The sequence below is a fragment of the Candidatus Methanoplasma termitum genome, from assembly GCF_000800805.1.
Lineage (GTDB): Archaea > Thermoplasmatota > Thermoplasmata > Methanomassiliicoccales > Methanomethylophilaceae > Methanoplasma > Methanoplasma termitum.
The window spans coordinates 860906-878940 of sequence record NZ_CP010070.1; the positions used below are offsets into that span (position 1 = coordinate 860906).

Genomic DNA, 18035 nt, shown 5'->3' on the forward strand with positions numbered 1-18035 from the left:
TCCTTACATTTTATTCAATAGTAATTTTACTAACGGTTCATTATTCTTTTGTGTTGCTATATCCAAAGCCATCTGCTTAACGTTGTTGACCGCTTTCGCATCGGCGCCGAACTCCAGCAGCATATCGCAGAGCGTTCTGGCTCCGTTCTTATCGTCGTTGCGGGCGGCATAATGCAGCGCTGTATCGCCGTTCTTATCGGCGGCTGACACATCCGCACCTTGTTCCAGCATCATGAGCTGTATATTCTCCATCATCTCAAAGTCCCGGGCACATGCATGCATCAAGGGGGTCTCCCCGAATCGATTGGGGAGATTTATGTTGGGGCTGTTCTTCATGACCTCATCGATCACTTCTCCCTTAATCGTGCGGCCGTTATAGGCCATACCGCGAGAGGATCTGCAGGCTGTATTCAAAATAGTGTTGCCGTCATCGTCCACGATCTGGTCGATCTTGAACCCGGCCGCTTTCATAGATCTGATGATCTTCTGTATGACCTTTTCTTCGAACGTCTTCCCATTGGGAGATGTCTTCAGTTCCGGTTCAAATAGAAAACGTAATGCGACACGACCTTTTCCGTCCTTGAACGAAGGGTCCGCTCCATAGGAAAGCAACGCATCTACCGCATCCGCCTTGAGGTGAGCTACAGCGATCGCCAGTGCCGTGCGTCCGCCGAGTTTGTGCTCCTCTTCGTCCTTCAGGCCGTTCATGTCCACGCCTGTCCCGGCAATGGCCTTTATCGCCTCGACATCACCTTTCTCGGCAGCCTGATGCAGGGTCATGCCGCCTGCTGCAACTGCGGCATTACCGCCGTCGGCCAATGTGCCGGACAGGAACGCTGCGATCTTCTTTGCATCTGATTCGACAGCTATATCCAACGGAGACCTGTCGTAGCTGTTCTTCTCGTCTTTATCCACGCCGCCGGCGACGAACGCCTTGACCGTACGGAAATAATCCTCCGCGTGCTGTACGGCCACATCATAATTCTTCTGCGCCTTCTCCGGAGTGTTCGTTACCCACTTCTTCACATATTCGGCTATTTCTGCTTCGTTCTTGCCGAGTTCTTTCTGGCGGCTCACTGCTTTCTCATACTCTTTCTTGGATGATTCGAGATCCTTTTTCTTATACTCTACATCCTTGATCGCATGCCTGACATATTCGCAGGCAATGTGTATCCCGGTGTTGCCGTCCTTGTCGGTCATGTTAAGCTTGGTGCCGCGTTCCGCAAGGGCCTCCACCATCTCTGCCGCACCGTTCTGCGCAGCATAGTGGTAACATGTCATGCCTCTGTTCTCATCCTTGCGCAGGGCACTGACCTTGTTGTCGAGAAGCAGCAGCGTGGTCTTTGCCACTGCTCCTGCCGGCTTCTGGATGTACATGCTCTCATTCTGAATTGCCAAATGATGAAGCAATGTGTAACCGTAATCGCCGATAAATGAAGGAGATGCGCCCGCATTGAACAGCACCTGCAACGCTTCCGGATGCGCAAAATCAGCGGCCAAGACGGCCAGTTTATTGATATTGTCTTCCTGACCGCGATATGTCTCGATCGCTTTGGAATAGGATTCCAGCGCCGCATCGCGGTTATTCTGTTCATACTTGCTTTTGATCTCACGCTGATCCATTTTACATCCACTCAAACACTGTTATTTTCGGCAAGTTTCTTTTTGTATTCCTCGAACGCCTGGCCGGTCAGCCCCGATGAAAGCCGTTTCGCCTGCTCCAGGATCCCTCTCTTTTTGTTAGGGTCTTGTTCTTTGGTCGAGCTCTGCAAGTGTGCATATATCGTAGCCAATAATGCAATCTGCTCTGCGGCTTTCGGAAAACTCTTGCAAAAATCCGCATCCATCGGGGTCAGATAGGTCTTCTCTTCGATCTGCCTTACGGTAAGCCTGATATAGGTCTCGTTGTTCTCCTGTACCCCCTTCATTGTTGCTGGAGGTGCGGCCGGCGCGGATTTCAGCAATTGCAATGCTTGTTCGAATCGGGGGATGGCCAAAAGTGATTCGCCTGCACGGAGATGGCATATCCCGAGCGCGAACTGTGCGGTAGGGTTCTTTTCATATCCGGGCTCAGACAGGATCATGAATGCCTGAGCATCCCAACCCTGTCTCAGATATTTGACCGCAACAGCGGTCTGATCCACAGCAGTCACAGTCGTGTTTGAATTGAAGCTCATATCTTTCATTCCTTTAACATCAACAGTACATATAAACTATACACGATGTTTTCTGATAGTTATGGGTTCGTTCAAATTTGTAGCATTCGATATGCCGCTGAATCACTTTTTGTATTCACTGATAAATTCAGATAAGTAATAATTGAAGGTGGACAGAGCGAGATTCGAACTCGCGACCTCTACAATGCCAATGTAGCGATCTTCCAACTGATCTACCTGCCCGTTATGTCCTCTGAATGAAGAGCCATTATTAAATATTTGGCTTAATCGGCCATTGCCATATAATATGTGAAAAATGAAGATTTTAAGAAGTTTCATACGGTACGCGAACTCCGCTTTTACTTCAGGATAAGAGACAGATATTCTCTCCTGTGCTCCATTACCACGATCGCCGGAAGGCCTTTTGCGATGTTCCCGTCTTTGGCCGCCATGGTTATTGTTACAACGGAATCCTTTTTGGCTGCTATCCTGCGTTTGCCGTTCCTGTTGGTGGTCTTGATGCCGCTCCTGATATCTCCGTCCTTATCCACCCTGTAAGTTATGGCTGCGCCCTCGACTGCCTCGTCGGCTTTGGTCACAGTGACGAACAGCCCTGATCTTATCCACCAAAGGATCAGGAACAATATCAGCAGAAGCAACAGCAAAAGAAGCAACAACCACCAGAGCCAGTTCGTGTTCCCCGATAAGTTCGCTGTGTCGGGGCTCGCCTTATAGGTCAGGGTCACCTCCATCACAGTATCACTTGTCACATTAAGGGTGATATTCGCACCAGCAGAGGTACTTCCCGCCGCCAGCGTCGCGCCTGAGGCCTTGATCTCATACTCGAACAGAACATATCCGTCTCTGTTGCTTCCCTGCAGATAGTACGTCGTGTTGCCGGACAGTCCGTTGACGGTGACAGGGTCTTCATTGGCAGGAACCTCATAATTGCCGATCAATGTTTTATTCGAATCGAACAGCTTAACTGTAAAGAGTGTGCCGTCTCCTACCTTTACGCCATCCGGATCTATCGCTTCGGCGTATATCAGTAATGAAATGTTGCCGCCCTCCGCCTGCATCCATAGCGCAGTATATGTGGCATTGCCTGTAACATATGGTGTGGGTGTCGGATCCCAGCCGTTGAATCTCCAGCCGGGTTCTCCGGTCGGAGTGGGTGCGGCGGGGGTCGGATCGCCTAATTTCAATCCTGAGTACGTTACGGCACTGAATGTGCCGTGTGTGCCGGGGAGATACTTCACGGTGTATGATGTGGACGGCGGCGTTACAGGCGAGTCGCCGATGACAATACGCATCGACTGTTGAACGGCCGCATTGCCTGAACCATCGGTGACGTCGATCACCAGGAGATATGTTCCTTGTGACCTGTCGATGTCACCGTAACCGCCCGGAAGGGCGGTTGACGGATCCGCTGCATTGTAGTATTTGAATACGGCTTTGCTCCAGATGTCACCCTCGTATGAATCGATGATCGTTACCCCCTTGCTCTTAATTGCATCAAAAAATGCACTTTCCTGAGCCGGAAGCTGATCCTTGCCGACCTTGTATTCCTTTACGCCGGCCGGGATAGTGATGATCGGTGCGACCTTATCGGACACCTTTATCCCAAGTGTTATTTTTTCTGTATTCCCGTTGTTCCATGAAGCGGTCACCTCTAACAGTTGATCATAACCGGGAGTTATGGTATCAAAGCTGAGCGTCGTCAGGTCATAGCTGAGATGCAGACCCGACGTGACGTTGCTGACCTGGAAGCCCTGTCTCCAAGTGGTCGCTTGACTGAGCAGATTGTATATTGCCGCCCCATTAGATTTGGTGTGGTCTAAAGCCGCCGGCGAGGCATATGGTTCATTGACGGGAAGTTCTATATCTGTTGTCAGAAGGACCAATGTGTAGTTATCCGATCCCCATGCAGCATACAATGTTATAGATGCGGTTATCGGCGTGTTGAAGTCGAATGCCGTGTTTGGATCGGATGACAGATACCAGCGCAGGAATGTGCTGCCGGCAAGGGTCGGGTCCGCCGGCTTCACTGCTTTTCCGCCCTCCGGAACGATCTGTTGAGGAGGGACGGGCGAGCCGCCCATTGTATTGAATGTCACAGTGCACCCGCTGACATTTATCGTGAGTGTTTTCGGAAGCGAGACGTTCCCCGCAGGGTCGGTGTAGCCTATCGTGTAAGTGTAAGTTCCGATCGTATCGATATCCAACGCCGTGACGGGCGTGAATGTTATTTTTGATTGGTCAAACGGGTCTTGCGGATCGACGAAATTCACGCCGCTTCCGATGGATGTCCCGGGCACGATCAACGATTTGAAGTATTCATTCCAACCGCCGGTGGGTATATCCTTGTGTACCTGCAACGTTATCACGATGTTGTCCAAAAGGGCCGCTGTCCTGTCGGCAACCGTTATGGTGCGGACAGCTGTTCCGATAAATCCTTCGGCATCCGGTGTGGATGTGTACGTTATGACATACACCCCTTTGGTGTTTGTATCAAGTGTTACTGGAGCTGTTATCTGGAACTGTGTATTCAAAGAGAATGGTGATGGGGGATTGTGTGTGACGTTGGCGGTCATGTAGCTTGCGAAAGGATTGCCATTTAATGTTATGACAATGCTTGCTATGCCGACCGGTGACTCGTCATCGACAACGCGTCCTGACGCCCATGTCGCAGGGAAACCGTCTATCTTGTATTCCAATACCATATTTCCCGGCAGTGTAGGGAACACCTCGGGGGCGGTCGATTCTACTATCTTCACCGCAGCGGTGCGGCCGTTGTCGCTTGTGAACGGCCCCAGGTTGTATATGGTGCGCCCTTTCGCCATCTCGTTGTAGTTTACGGTGCTGCCATTTACGCCGGGTATGGTGAATCCGAAGGTAGATTCGTAGATCTCCCCATCAGGTAATAAGGCTGCTTTGAACTTCAACGCTGTGACACCGGAAGGAAGGTCCCCACCAGTGTATAGTGTCCATGTAAGCGTGTCGTTACCCACCCTCAATTTTCCGGCAAGCGTGTCGTCGAGTGTGCTTATTGCATCTAATGTGTAGTATACGTCGAAATCGGGGCCGGCCTGCTTAACAACAGGGCCATGCCCATACGTGACCCATGTATCGCTTTGTGGAAGTATGAAGTACCCTACCGGATCGGTAATATCCGAGCCTGTCTGATTTTCGATGCGGAAAAGGAATTGACCGTCCCTTCCGACAACGATCTCGGGCACCTGACTGTTTGGATCAAGAGGATTGTACGTTTTGAACGTCGCCGTGCTGTACGGCATATTGTAAACGTCCACACCCACCTGCATTTCAGCAAATGTTCCAGAAGTGACAACGAGGGAGATCGAAGCTATATCAGCACCACTAGAAAGGAAGTAACCTCCGCCACAGTGCCAGTTATTATCATTTATGCATGCCTGCGGCCTCCATACTGGAGCCAAAGAAGTTGTTGAAGAGGGCCAATTGACCTCGCCGGAGAAATTGGCTTGCTGTCCGGCATGCGCCCAGTCACTTGACGCCCATGCGACCTTTACAAGGTTGCCGCTCGTCCCTATCGGAGCAAAGGAAGATACTGTCGTCATTAAAGTTGCGTAAACAGCCTGCGTCCTCTTCATTGCTGGAATATCATTCAGCTCAACCCCCTTGAACTCTACCGCCACGAGATAATAGGGGGAGTTGTTACCATAGAAAGCATCAATACTGGCGCTGTACGGCATGCCGTTCGAGTCCATGATAATACGCACATTAGTAGGAATGACCTGCACTTTACCGGTCCCATCCGCATTGTCCATTTCACAGGTGACGTACTTGTACGTGCCATCCGGGTTCTTAGCTGTAATGTCGGACGGCAGATCCAGATACTTATACGGGACACGGAACAGGATGACCGGATCGTAGAATGTCTTTATATCTGCATTGTCTAAATTTGTCGTACCGATGGACGCACTCCCGCGCAGATATATTGTATCTCCGCGCTGAACTGTCTTCGTATTGCCGTTGAAATTGGCATTCTGGTCCAGCGATGTGCCGACATCGCCGACCAGACCATAGTTCAAACGATATGCATCGTTTATAATGATGCTATATGCGTTGCGTTGATTGAAGGTGTATCCACTAATATACATGCCCACGGATCCCGGGGTCTTTGCATAGATACCTGCACCATCTTTCAGCCACACGAAGCTTGTCAGCTTTGCCGCTGCGCCGTTCTGCCCTATCGGCGCATCCACACGACCGAGCATCTCAAAGATAGCTGAGTTGCTGTCAGACGAGCCAAGGCCGCCTCCGACACCCTCCCAGCTGGAACCCGAATAGTATGGATTGCCTATCTTAACGGTCTTCATGCTTTCGAAGGTCAGGGTGAAGTAATCCCCTGCGTTCAGAGGCACAGGCAATACAAAGGATGTTACTGCTGTTTTGCTGACTGTGATCTGTGCTGTGTTACCATAGCTGTCTTCATACAGTATGTAACCCGTTGTTCCGTTGTCATCGTACGGAACAAAGCAAAGGTTGTAAGCATTGATGTTTAATGACTGCACCTGTACCTGCGCAGTCAATGCTGTGGCCGTGATATCTGTCCTGATAGCAACATCTTTTATCGATGGATCGAACTCCTTCAGCCAGACCCTCGCAAACGGTTGGTTATCCTCTCCGCGGATGATGATTGAGTCATCTGCATACCATCTCCACGATTGTGCGCGCGGTGCAAGATACAGATCGAACGGCGTAAGTGTCAGCAATGCATCTGCGGACAGGTCCTTATCAATGACGGCACCTGCCTCGGCCGGAAGCAAACTCCCATAACCGTTGTGACTTGCATTGATGTGCATTGATCCCGGAGGGAAAACAAGAGGTGTTCCTGATGGGATTATTGCGCTGTTCCCCGTAACAGTGAGTTTGAACGGAAGGGAAATACTGCCCGCAGCCTCTGCGACCGTGAATTTCATCAGACCGCCGGTGTAATCGAATGTCATTCCGGCAGGCAGGCTGTCAGCCTGTGCAACAGTGAAAATATCATTCAAATTGACACCTTTTGAAACGAGGAAATCCGCCATTGTTTGACCACCGATAAGGGCTTCGTTGAGGTCGACGGTCACGGTTATATTCTTTAATGAGCCGGGGTAGCCTGAGGTACCGACCGCAAGAACTACATTCGCTTGCACGCCATCACATCTGAATGTGTTTTTCGTGCCTCCCATCGTCAAATTGATGAAATTTGCACCTATGCCCTGATCAAGAGTGAGTTCGGCATTGATCGTCTTTGAGACTGTTGTACCTTCGGCAGTGAAATCGGCGGTGATAGCAGTGTAGTCTCCGCTCATCCCATTGAAGACCATGTTATTCTTCAATTTGAAAGAAATATCAACAGCTGCCGCTATGTAATCATTGTTGATCGTTGAGAAAGTATATGTGAGCGTATTCTTGCCTCCGGCCGTGCCGGGTACGGGTGCTCCTACCTGCGCCGGCGGCATTGAGATGCCGGCATTGACGTCATAACAATCCGGATATGTGACAACAAGTTCGTATGTGATATCTGTCGTCGACAAACTCATGACATATTCGGTCAGGTACCATGTGTCCATTTGAAGAGCAATATCGTCTTTCATCTGCCCATCTACGACCCAACCGGCGTTGAGATCCTGTGGTAAAGGAGCCGCCTGGCTGCGTTCGTTGCTGTCTGTCAGAATCAATAACGACGATACGCTAATGACCAGCAACAGTCCGATGATCAAAACTGTATTTAGCAACTTTCTTTTTGAATTATAAAACCTATTTGAATACTTTCTCAACAGAATAAGGCCCCCACTGATATAATATTGAAGATAGGAAATAGCCAATACTATAAAAACTATGCTAAATAACTATTTTTGCTTACATTCGCAGGCATACCTCTCAAAAATATATTAAAAGAGAATGTTTTGAGACTGATGTCAAAAAAGTGCTGGATGTCCTTTCTTTCAAAAGTCAGAGTTCAACGTTGACTGGAATCTCTGCATCTCGCCGGGTATGCGTGTCGGATACTTCCCGTTGACGCATGCCAGACAGAGTTCGCTTTCCGGTTTCTCGATAGCCTCAATGAGGCCTTCTATGCTGATATAGCCTAAGCTGTCCGCACCGATGATCTTGCAGACCTCCTCGGTGCTGCGTCCGTTGGCAACGAACTGATCCCTTGTTTTCATGTCGACGCCGTAATAGCACGGGGCAATTACAGGGGGACTACCGATGCGGACGTGGACCTCTTTTGCCCCAGCTTTCCTAAGCATCTGGATCAATTTTTTGAGAGTTGTGCCTCTGACTATGCTGTCATCGACGATCACCATCTTTTTCCCCTCCACGGTACTCTTGATGGGATTCATTTTCATCGATACGGCTGCCTCTCTCTCCCTTTGATCCGGAAGGATGAACGTTCTTTCGGCAAAACGGTTCTTCATGAAGCCTTCTTCATAAGGTATGCCGGATGCGATCGAGAAACCTATCGCATGCGCACGCCCCGAATCCGGTATGGGCATGATCATATCCACATCCGCAGGGCATTCTCTCGCTAAGATCTCTCCTATCTTCTTCCTTACATCATAAACTTCTCTTTCATCTATCACCGAGTCGGGCCTGGCAAAGTAGACCCATTCGAACATACAATAGGCCCTGTGCCTGTTCGATATGCTGGGATGCGAAATGAATTGATCCTGCATAACTTCGACGATCTCGCCGGGCGCCACATTCCTTACGAAAGTTCCACCCATAGCATCTATTGCCGCACTTTCCGAGACCACCATGTGCCCTCCGCATATCTTACCGATACATAGAGGCCTGAGTCCGTATGGATCTCTGATACCAAAAAGTCTGTCATTTATCATAATAGCAAGCGCATAAGCGCCTTCCAGTTCCATCATCATGTTCTTCATGGACCTTATCGGATCACTACTTTGGAGCATGTACTTACTTAGGATCTTCGTAACAAGTTCGCTGTCGGAATCGGTCAGAAAAGATATCCCGGTCGCCAGATATTTCTCTTTGAGTTCTTTATAATTGGTTATATCGCCGTTGTGAGCGATGGCGACGACACCGAAACTCGTGGTTACGGTGAGCGGCTGGGCATTGATCACGTTCTTTGAACCGGTGGTCGAGTACCTTACATGCCCGATGCCTACGTTACCGTCCATACGGCCTATCTTCTCGTTGCTGAGTGCGACCTGAACAAGTCCGTTGTCCTTGACGGTCTGCATATCGCCGCCGTGTTTGAAAACTGTTATGCCCGCACTCTCTTGACCGCGGTGTTGGATTATCATTAGGGTCTTATGCAAAGCCGGTACGACATTGTACGTGGCGGCTATGCCGACCACTCCGCAGCTATGTTTCGGGCCCGTCATTGTATCTTAGTCGTGCGATTTAGCCCAGGTGTAGGATCTCATTTTTGCGGTCTTACCGTATCCGCATGAAGCACAAACTCCCTTTCTCACGTGATAAGCGCGGTTTCCGCATCTGCGGCAAGGTATGTGGGTCTTGAATTTGTTGTGCCTTCCCTGTGCTGCTGTTCCTGTTCCCATGATGTTTCTCTCCTTATGGTGAAATGTAAATCACATTGTCCCCGCGGACAATGACCAAACTGATCTTCCTGACAGACTCTCCGTTATAGAACTCCTCTGCGTTTTTCAGCACGATGTTCATGTGGGGGTCATATCCGTCAAGTACGCCTCTGTATTCCCTTTTTCCTTTCAGCTCAACGATGACATTCTTGTTCGCCGATTGTGTGAGAACAGATAATGGCTTGATCATTTTATACCACTGAACCTCCATAAATAGAAAGAGTATTTGAAAGTATCGTGTTTAGTTATTTTTTTCTTTTTATAGTGTGAAGGGCGCGGTTTTCATCAATATATTCTGTATATGAAATGAGGACATCGTCGAAATCAGAAGCACATTATCGTTATTAACGGAAATAGGCTGCCTGAAGAATCGATCAGACGAACGCCCCTATCGTTGGTGCATCCAACCGGTCCATGTCAAAAAAGATTATCGCTTCCATGATCCCTCTCTCGCCCATACCCGTACCAAAGAAATGATCGAGCATTGACGCCCTCCACATAAGATCGAGTATGGTTGTGCATAAACACCCGTAATATGCATTCGCCATATCATCCTCGTAGTCGTTCTCGTCCATAAGGCTGAACACGTTCCCGAGGAAGCTCTCCCTTTGGTTGAGCAAAGAGATATACTTCTTCAATAATTCTTTTCCGTCTGGCTCAATGGGCCTTATCTTGATATCGGACGCTTTTACGCTGCCTTTCTTTGTAAGGTCCCCATCATCGTCGAGCAGCATCCAATCTATCCTCCCGGACGAGCTGTCGGCAAGGAAGATGTTCCAATTCCATTTCTCGTCGCAATAAACGGGGGCGTTGACGGGGTCGTCGGTCGCCAGGGATTCCATGGCCGTTTCCGCCGCCGCTTCGTTCAACTCCTCTATGTCCTCAGGACTCCCTTTCAATCCTTCCAGGGTCATGACGGGCTCCGTCATGATCATCTCCATTACCTTTCCCAAATACGTGATATCCGTGAAGTTGTCGATATTCCTGCATACAGAAGCCCTTATTTCTTCCGGATCCCCCATGACCCCGGCCTCTTTGCAGTAATGGTAGAATTCCCGATAGATCTCTCCGGCCTCCCTGACTGCCTTCCTTATCCTGCCTTCCGCTTTCGCAACTATCTCTTTAGCTTCGGTCTCGGCGTCCGCACCTTTCCCGGTCCAAACGCCTCTGCACGACAGATCGAGTTCTACCTTCACCTTATCGCCGATGTATATGTGGTACGGGAACTGCCTGCAGTAAGTGGGCCTGTTATTGTAAACAGAACATCTGCGGCCGTTTAGGAATACGCATGACCCTTTTCCTTTCTTCAGCGCAAGTGCCAGATACGGTTCCGGACCTTTGCTTTTCACCAGAGATCGGGAATGGTTCTTCTCGAAGAAGTGCCTCTCTTCGGCCAGGACCTCTGGTTGGCACAGGCAGCATAATCCGCATCCGTCCGGGCATTCGGCCTTCTTTCCTCTAACTTCGGAATAATCGATCTCAGTGTTTGCCATACGCATCCTTTCCGACCTTCTCGCCGCAGAATTCCCCGCCTTCTATTTGGACCTCTCCCCTTACCATCACGATATCCGGGAAAACAGCCTCCCATCCCTCGTAAGGCGAGTGACCGGCCTTGCTGTGAAGCTTTCTTACGTTTATTTTTGCGAAATTTCTTGTGTCGAACACCGAAAGATCCGCATCACAGCCTTCTTCTATCCTTCCCTTTCTCATTCCGAATGCCGCGGCGGGCGTCTCCGACCCCATCGACACGGCCTGTTTCAGTGTGATCGTGTTGTTCCTCACCATGTTCATTACCATCGGGATCGTCGTCTCGACCCCCGGTATCCCGCTTGGAGCTTCATCGAAATCCTTTGATTTGTCCGAAAGTGTGTGGGGGGCGTGGTCGCTTCCGAACATCGATATTTTGCCGTTGATGAATGATCTGTACAATTTGTCCCTGACCGCCGAGTTCCTTATCGGCGGGTTCACCTTGTATTCGGAGGACGAGAACTTATCGGCCTCGAAGAAAAGGTGGTGCATGGTCACTTCGGTGGTGAAACCGAGTTCGCCGGCAAGCGCCACGCTCTCTGCGTTCGTGTTGTGGCAGATGTTGATCTTCATGCCTTTGAATCTTGACAATCTTCTCAGAGCGTTGATCTCGGCTTCGACCGGGCGGTTCCTTAGGTGGTCCCTGCAATTGTTCTCTTTTTCTTTGGAGATCATCCTGTCGTCCTCGGCATGGACGCTTATCCTCTTCCCGGTCAGGGCTATGTCCCTGAATGTGGATATGATCTCGGCATCATCGTTCAAAAGGATCTTTCCCGTTGTGGAGCCCATGAAAAGCTTGAATCCCGGTACTAAGGGGGCAAGCATGCCTGCGCTGCATCCCGGCGTGACCGCCGCGAACAATCCGTAATCGGCATACGCTTTCCCTTTGACGTGATCCTTCTTGTCCAAAAGCATGCTGACATCGGTCACGGGAGGGAGTGTGTTGGGCATGTCCAATACGCATGTGACCCCACCGTGCACGGCGGACAGCGTTCCGGATGAGAAATCCTCCTTCTCGGTCATCCCGGGATCCCTGAAATGAACGTGTGGGTCTATGAACCCGGGGAGTATAACGCCGCCCGGTACATCTATTCTTTTCTCTCCGCCTTTGACAGAACTTTTCACGGAAGCTATCTTTCCGTCGGTTATCCCGATCTCGGAATATTTTATCTCTCCTTTGACGAACGCCCTTCCGGAAACGACAAGATCGAAACTCACTTCCTCACAACCTCTCCTTTCGGTGATGCCTCGGTGAATATCTCCCCATTGAAAGACTCTACGGTCACTCCCGGCTCTTTCCATGTCTCGGGGCGGAGACCGGCCTTCATCGAAAGATGTTCCAGGAACTCTTCGGGGCCCCATTCCCATTCGACGGGGACCTGGGGGAGCAGCAGCCCCCTCCTTCCTTTGAACGATAATATCAGTCCGTCTCTTCCTATGACGATCTTTGAAAGAAGCTCTTCCGGAGACCGGTATTCGATCCTCTGAGGAACAGACAGGACGGTCACTTCAAAGGTGCATTTCTGCGTTTCTTCATACGTCAGATCGTCGAACCTCGGATCGTGGCATGCGGCCTCCGCAGACATCCTTAACGCTTTGCCCAGCGGGAATATGGGTTCCGGATACCCGATGCACCCTCTGAGATCCCCCGAGGGATATTCGGATATCGTAACGAACACACCTTTCGGCTCGACGGTCCATTTCGGCGGCGGCCGATCTCCGAATGCTGGATCCTTCGACTTACCGGAGAGCTTGGTCTCGGCCTCCGCATACAGCCTAGCCGCCCTCACCGCGTCAGTGCCGTCCCTGAGGTCCATCTCAATCGCTTTCTTCGCTGTCTGTGTCATCCTTCTTTGCGGTCATTTTGATGTGGATCTTCTCCACGCCGGAATTCGGTTTGCTTTTTTCAGCTTTGGAGAATTCTTCGGAGGCGCCCTTTCTGGTCTCTTCCGCTTTGCCGGCCGCTTCCTTTACAAAGTCGGGGAAAGGCATGGCCCTGATGAGAGCATTCATTCCCATCATGAACTCCATTCCCATGACCAAGAAGTGCTTCTGAACCTCTGGATCGGTGAATGCATTGAATACTTGTTCGGCTTTTTCTTTGGCCTTCTCCTTCTTCTCTTTGGCGAAGTCCTCTGCTTTCTCACATTCTTTGTCGAAGGTCTCTTTGAAGGAACTCTTCCCCTCTTTGAAGAGTTTCTCCATCATTTCCTTCTCTTCGCTGAAGAGCCTCTCCAGCATCTCTTTGTTCTCTTTGAGGAACTTTTCCAGCTCCGGGTCAATGTATTTTTTGTCTTCCTCGCTCATGCGGATACCTCCTTTTCTTTATTCTCTCTAATACCGAAGGGCGGTCATATCTCTTAAACAGTTTGCTTGCTCAGCCGTGTCCCTCCTTGGGTTCTGACAATTGAAGGAAGAACACCTTCTTCTGAGCCTCTATCTCCGCACGCAGTTCTTCTTCGGAAGGGAGATATGTCATGTATTTAGTTGCGAAGAGCTGTTCGTTCCCGTTCAGCATGGAATAGTGCGCGACGTCTGAATCGGTTTCGCTGCACATTATTATTCCCAACGTCGGATTCTGTTCGCTCGTTTTTCTGAATTCGTCGTACAAGCGCACGTACATATCCATTTGACCGATATCGCGAGGTGTGACCTTTGACGTTTTCAGATCGACAAGAACATAACACCTCATGAATACATTATAGAAGACCAGATCGATGAAATATACTTGGTTTCCCGTCTGAATACGCTGCTGACGTGCGATGAAAGCGTAGCCTTTTCCTAACTCCAACAAGAATTTCTGCATATTCCCGATGATGCGGCTCTCAAGACGAGATTCGTTGATCTTGACGTTCCGATCCGAACCGAAGAATTCCATCAAAACCGGATTTTTTACGAAATCCAGCGCGTCTCTTTTGTACGGTTCGGTTATTTCTTTATTTTCCTGATCTGTTGGCGCCGGGTTCTGTGTACTCAGCAACCGGTAGTAATACTGTGATGATATGTTCCTCTTTAGTGATTCGACACTCCACGATTGTTCTGAAGCTTCCTTCAGATACCAATCTCTGGCCTTTTTGTCTTCTACTTGCACCAGAGTACGATAATGGGACCATGGCAAGAGTGGTAAAGATTGTCCACACGCTGAGTGGAAAATGTCTGGGTATATTTTATAGAACTGTGTGAAGTAATACAAATTGCTCTCTGAGTATCCTTTGCCGTATAGGTATGTCAGCTCTTTAGATAGCTTGTTGATTATGTCCTTTCCATAATCGGTCTTGCGATCGCCGTGCAATTCTTCCTCGGCGATGCGCTTACCTAATAACCAATTCCGTTGGACCAATGCTGTGTTCACGGCACGATATGCCGTACGCCGCGAGTCCTCGATTATCTGCTTTGCATCGTCCAAGATGTTGCTTGTTGAAACGGCCGAATTTTCTTTTTCTTTGCTTGTTTTTGTCATAGCTGAGTCTCCTTTTGCAAGCTTTTACAAAAATGGCGATGCCGCGTCGCCGCAGCATCCCTGTTCTTGACCGTTCTCTAAACGCCCCTTCGGGGCATTGTAACGGCTGGTTCGGAGACCCGTTTCACTTGTTGTTTTTCTTACGGCGCTGATAGTATATAAGTCCTCCAGGGGGGTGTCCGAAAGTACCGAAAGTACAAAAACATCAATGAGCCAGCGGTATTTTTTTACTTTTTCCTTCTGAATTTGACCACAAGCTCCGCGCCGTCGAACTCTGCGCCGAGCATCTCCGCATCTACCAGGGTCATTGGGAGAGCGATCGCTCTTTTTTGGGAGCCGGCCCGTATGATGATCGAGCTGTTGTTCCCTCTGAACAGCTCTATCTCCTTCTTTTCGACGAACGGCATCATTACATGCAGTTTGTCGATGTCGCCTTCGGCGGTGAAATGCATGGGGCTCGTGCTCGCATAGACCTCCGTGGGATCCGAATCCCCGAATATCATGTCGGCCATCGCATCAAGGCCCTCCGACCCTCTGAGTTCAGTCCGAAGTTGATAAGCGTACATTATCTTCAGAGGCTCGAAGGCCTCGTGTATCATCTTCATGTAGCCTTCCTGTTCCTCGAGCTTCTTTCTCATGAAACTGCCGTCGACGTCATCGGGCAGGACCTTGTTGACTATCAGACACTCAACGGTCTTGTTGTAAAGGCATAGGTAGGTGTAAGAACGCATTGTTTCATTGATCGGCATCCTCTCTGGGTTCAGAACAAGCCTTATCGTCGTGTTCTCGTGATCTTCCAGTATCTCCTTTACCCTTTCCATGTTGTTCTTGATGTCCTCGATGCTCTCCATGACCTCCTTCGAAGGGAGCGGTATATCGATCATTCTGCCGACGGTCATTCTCGCAATGGACACCATCCTCTTCAGCAGCCCGAAGATCTTGTCGATGTACCAGTTCGATACGTCCGGGAAGCTTAAGAGTCTGAGCGTCTCGCCGGTCGGCGCCGTGTCGATTATCACTACGTCGTACGAACCGCTGTCCTTGAATTGCAGAACGTAGAACAAAGCGGCGACCATCTCCATTCCCGGAAGTATCGCCATCTCCTCCGCGGAGATGTCCTCCACGCCCTGGGACAGCATGAACGCCGAGATGTAATCCCTTATGCTTGACCATTTGGTCCTCATCTCATGGATTATGTTCAATTCCAATGCGTCGAGGTTCTTCTCCACATTGACGATCTCCGAGGAAAGTTTAACATCAAGTGAATCTCCTAAAGAGTGTGCGGTGTCCACACTCATGATCATTGTGCGGTAGCCCATTTTCGCACTTCTGCGTGCGGTTGCGGCTGCGACGGAGGTCTTTCCCACCCCGCCTTTCCCGTTGTAGATTATTATCCTCATGTTCGTTCCTTTATCGTACTCACTCTTCGACCCTTACCAGACACCCTCTCTGGTCAAGAGTGATTATCTTCAGCGGTATGTTCTTGCCGGAATCGGCGATTGCATCGTGTGCGACCTTGTTGAGAGAACAGCAGGGTACCGTCATCTTTACAACGGTCAGACTTTTCGGATCGCTGTTCTTTATCACTTCCGTGAGCTTCTCTTTGAGGCCGGTCTCGAACTTGGGACAGCATATCGCCACCGCCCTCCCTTTGATCATTTCCTCGTGTATCTTTGAGTAGGCGAATGCGGAACAGTCCGCTGCGAGAAGGATGTCGGCCCCTCTGAATATCGGAGATGCGGCCGAGATCAGCTTCAGTTTTACCGGCCATTGCCTGAGCTCTCCGGAGCCGGGCCCGAAGACGTTGTTGGCAACGGTGTCGAATACAATTGATCGGTTAGATACACCGGGCGTCACTATCTTCGGCGTCTCGCAGCCGCACATCTCGATGAATGATATCGCACCTCTGGGACATGCGGGGAGACAGTGGCCGAGGCCGTCGCAGAAGTCTTCCCTGACCATCTTTGCCTTGCCGTTCACTATGGCAAGCGCCCCTTCGTGGCAGGCTTCTACGCAGAGTCCGCATCCGTCGCATTTGGATTCATCGATAACAATGCCCTTTAACATGAAGGGGACATGCGGCTGGGGACTAATATAACCTTATATTGAGGAGTTGGTTCTCACATATCAACAAACATCCTGAACGCTTATGGATTCATATTGCGGACAATGTCCGCTATCCTTTCCGGCGATGGGAGCATAGAGCGCATTTCATCAGGCATGTTATCATAGTACGAATATGTCGCCACCCCTATCGGCTTGCTGGTGGAACGCAGTGTGTACTCTACCTTCGTGCGGCTCTTGCTTTTGCATATTATCACGCCGATTGAGGGGTTCTCGTCGGGCAGTTTCATCGTCTCATCGAGTGCAGAAAGATAAAACTGCATCTTGCCAGCGTGTTCCGGCCTGAACTCTCCGATCTTTAGATCGATTGCAATGAGGCAGCGTAGCCGCCTATGATACAGCAGAAGATCTATGTAATAGTCATCACCGTCAACATCTATACGATGTTGGCTGCCTATGAAACTGAAATAACCGCCCATTTCAGATAGGAATGCCTGAATGTTGTTGATTACTTCCCTTTCAAGTTCAGCTTCGCTGTGCTCGATACCCATTTCGATAAAATCGAAATTATAGTCGTCCTTGACCGCAAGCTTTGCCTGAAACCTGTATTTTTCAGGTACGGTCTCGTCGAAGTTGGTTTGGTTTGTTAGATATTTCTCGAATGCTTTGTTCTCTATGTTATTTATCAATACCTCGTTGGTCCAACCATAATGTTTCGTCATTTTCGTATAGAATTCTCGTTCTGTGGGGGTTTTGCACTTTTGCATTATTATGTAGTTCTTTGACCAACTTATTTCTGCCATAAATGGTGGCAGGGTTGCCTTTTTAACTTCTGCGATGAATGGTTTCAGAATTGGTGTTTCCATTTCTGCAGTTGATGACTGCAGAATTGCTGGCCGTGAATATTCGATGAAGAAATTTCGCATTAACCAGAGATTACGGGTTGAAAATCCGCGGACGCCCGGAAACTCTTTCTGAAGCTCCTTTGACAGGACCTCTACCACTGAATCTCCCCAATCGTGTTCAAGCTGCTGACAATATATCTCTCTGCCGATCTCCCAATAAAGCTGCATCAGCTCAAGATTGACTGCTTTCATCGCATCATACTGATGACGGAGAACAAGATCTTTGATATCCCTGATAAAAGAGTTGTATTTTACCAATTCGCTGCCCATTATTTCTTTTTTCTTCTTTACACAATGTATAGCCATTTGCATCGAAATGCATTCA

14 protein-coding genes and 1 tRNA gene are annotated in these 18035 nt (G+C 49.5%); all 15 read right to left on the reverse strand.

The annotated features are described in order from the left end of the window. Positions 1-3: 3 nt before the first annotated feature. Positions 4-1623 (reverse strand): ankyrin repeat domain-containing protein, encoded by a 1620-nt coding sequence (locus Mpt1_RS04105; protein ID WP_048112437.1) that lies wholly within the window; start codon positions 1621-1623, stop codon positions 4-6. Positions 1624-1634: 11 nt separating this feature from the next. Further along, positions 1635-2177, reverse strand: coding sequence for a hypothetical protein (locus tag Mpt1_RS04110; RefSeq protein WP_148305827.1), 543 nt, complete (start codon positions 2175-2177; stop codon positions 1635-1637). Positions 2178-2326: 149 nt separating this feature from the next. Beyond that, positions 2327-2399, reverse strand: a tRNA-Ala gene (locus Mpt1_RS04115). A 116-nt stretch (positions 2400-2515) separates the two neighbouring features. Continuing rightward, positions 2516-7903 carry an InlB B-repeat-containing protein gene (locus Mpt1_RS04120; protein ID WP_148305828.1) on the reverse strand — a complete coding sequence of 1796 codons (5388 nt, stop codon included), beginning with the start codon at positions 7901-7903 and terminating at the stop codon, positions 2516-2518. 225 nt (positions 7904-8128) lie between these two features. Continuing rightward, entirely contained in the window at positions 8129-9538 is a 1410-nt protein-coding gene (gene purF / locus Mpt1_RS04125) for an amidophosphoribosyltransferase (RefSeq protein ID WP_048112442.1), read from the reverse strand. 6 nt (positions 9539-9544) lie between these two features. After that, positions 9545-9715, reverse strand: a complete 171-nt coding sequence (locus tag Mpt1_RS04130) for a 50S ribosomal protein L37e (protein ID WP_048112444.1) — start codon at positions 9713-9715, stop codon at positions 9545-9547. A gap of 13 nt (positions 9716-9728) precedes the next feature. Continuing rightward, a complete protein-coding gene (locus Mpt1_RS04135; RefSeq protein WP_082007242.1) occupies positions 9729-9944 on the reverse strand; it encodes an LSM domain-containing protein in 216 nt (71 codons plus the stop codon). 184 nt (positions 9945-10128) lie between these two features. Next, positions 10129-11247 carry a YkgJ family cysteine cluster protein gene (locus Mpt1_RS04140; RefSeq protein ID WP_048112449.1) on the reverse strand — a complete coding sequence of 373 codons (1119 nt, stop codon included), beginning with the start codon at positions 11245-11247 and terminating at the stop codon, positions 10129-10131. Further along, on the reverse strand, positions 11234-12499 hold the full coding sequence (locus tag Mpt1_RS04145) for a dihydroorotase (protein WP_048112451.1): 1266 nt from the start codon (positions 12497-12499) through the stop codon (positions 11234-11236). Before Mpt1_RS04145 ends, Mpt1_RS04140 begins: the two co-directional genes overlap by 14 nt. Further along, the gene (locus Mpt1_RS04150) at positions 12496-13128 is read right to left on the reverse strand and encodes a TIGR00296 family protein (RefSeq protein ID WP_238603091.1); all 633 of its coding nucleotides are present in this window, start codon (positions 13126-13128) and stop codon (positions 12496-12498) included. The genes Mpt1_RS04145 and Mpt1_RS04150 overlap by 4 nt, the downstream gene beginning before the upstream one ends. After that, the gene (locus Mpt1_RS04155) at positions 13100-13588 is read right to left on the reverse strand and encodes a hypothetical protein (RefSeq protein WP_048112453.1); all 489 of its coding nucleotides are present in this window, start codon (positions 13586-13588) and stop codon (positions 13100-13102) included. Before Mpt1_RS04155 ends, Mpt1_RS04150 begins: the two co-directional genes overlap by 29 nt. A 70-nt stretch (positions 13589-13658) precedes the next feature. Then, positions 13659-14741: a PDDEXK nuclease domain-containing protein gene (locus Mpt1_RS04160; protein WP_048112455.1), complete on the reverse strand. Its 1083-nt coding sequence runs from the start codon at positions 14739-14741 to the stop codon at positions 13659-13661. Between the two features lie 227 nt (positions 14742-14968). Next, complete coding sequence (locus Mpt1_RS04165; RefSeq protein ID WP_048112462.1) at positions 14969-16141, reverse strand: ArsA family ATPase; 1173 nt, start codon at positions 16139-16141, stop codon at positions 14969-14971. Between the two features lie 19 nt (positions 16142-16160). Further along, positions 16161-16808, reverse strand: coding sequence for an ATP-binding protein (locus Mpt1_RS04170; protein ID WP_048112464.1), 648 nt, complete (start codon positions 16806-16808; stop codon positions 16161-16163). Positions 16809-16888: 80 nt separating this feature from the next. Continuing rightward, the gene (locus Mpt1_RS04175; protein WP_202965132.1) at positions 16889-18016 is read right to left on the reverse strand and encodes a PDDEXK nuclease domain-containing protein; all 1128 of its coding nucleotides are present in this window, start codon (positions 18014-18016) and stop codon (positions 16889-16891) included. Positions 18017-18035 lie beyond the last annotated feature (19 nt).

Bases quoted from the DNA above. Each gene is read 5' to 3' on its own strand.
- Mpt1_RS04105 (WP_048112437.1), bottom strand. From the start codon at position 1,623: ATGGATCAGCGTGAGATCAAAAGCAAGTATGAACAGAATAACCGCGAT.
- Mpt1_RS04110 (WP_148305827.1), bottom strand. From the start codon at position 2,177: ATGAGCTTCAATTCAAACACGACTGTGACTGCTGTGGATCAGACCGCT.
- purF (WP_048112442.1), bottom strand. From the start codon at position 9,538: ATGACGGGCCCGAAACATAGCTGCGGAGTGGTCGGCATAGCCGCCACG.
- Mpt1_RS04130 (WP_048112444.1), bottom strand. From the start codon at position 9,715: ATGGGAACAGGAACAGCAGCACAGGGAAGGCACAACAAATTCAAGACC.
- Mpt1_RS04135 (WP_082007242.1), bottom strand. From the start codon at position 9,944: ATGATCAAGCCATTATCTGTTCTCACACAATCGGCGAACAAGAATGTC.
- Mpt1_RS04140 (WP_048112449.1), bottom strand. From the start codon at position 11,247: ATGGCAAACACTGAGATCGATTATTCCGAAGTTAGAGGAAAGAAGGCC.
- Mpt1_RS04150 (WP_238603091.1), bottom strand. From the start codon at position 13,128: ATGACACAGACAGCGAAGAAAGCGATTGAGATGGACCTCAGGGACGGC.
- Mpt1_RS04155 (WP_048112453.1), bottom strand. From the start codon at position 13,588: ATGAGCGAGGAAGACAAAAAATACATTGACCCGGAGCTGGAAAAGTTC.
- Mpt1_RS04160 (WP_048112455.1), bottom strand. From the start codon at position 14,741: ATGACAAAAACAAGCAAAGAAAAAGAAAATTCGGCCGTTTCAACAAGC.
- Mpt1_RS04165 (WP_048112462.1), bottom strand. From the start codon at position 16,141: ATGAGGATAATAATCTACAACGGGAAAGGCGGGGTGGGAAAGACCTCC.
- Mpt1_RS04170 (WP_048112464.1), bottom strand. From the start codon at position 16,808: ATGTTAAAGGGCATTGTTATCGATGAATCCAAATGCGACGGATGCGGA.
- Mpt1_RS04175 (WP_202965132.1), bottom strand. From the start codon at position 18,016: ATGGCTATACATTGTGTAAAGAAGAAAAAAGAAATAATGGGCAGCGAA.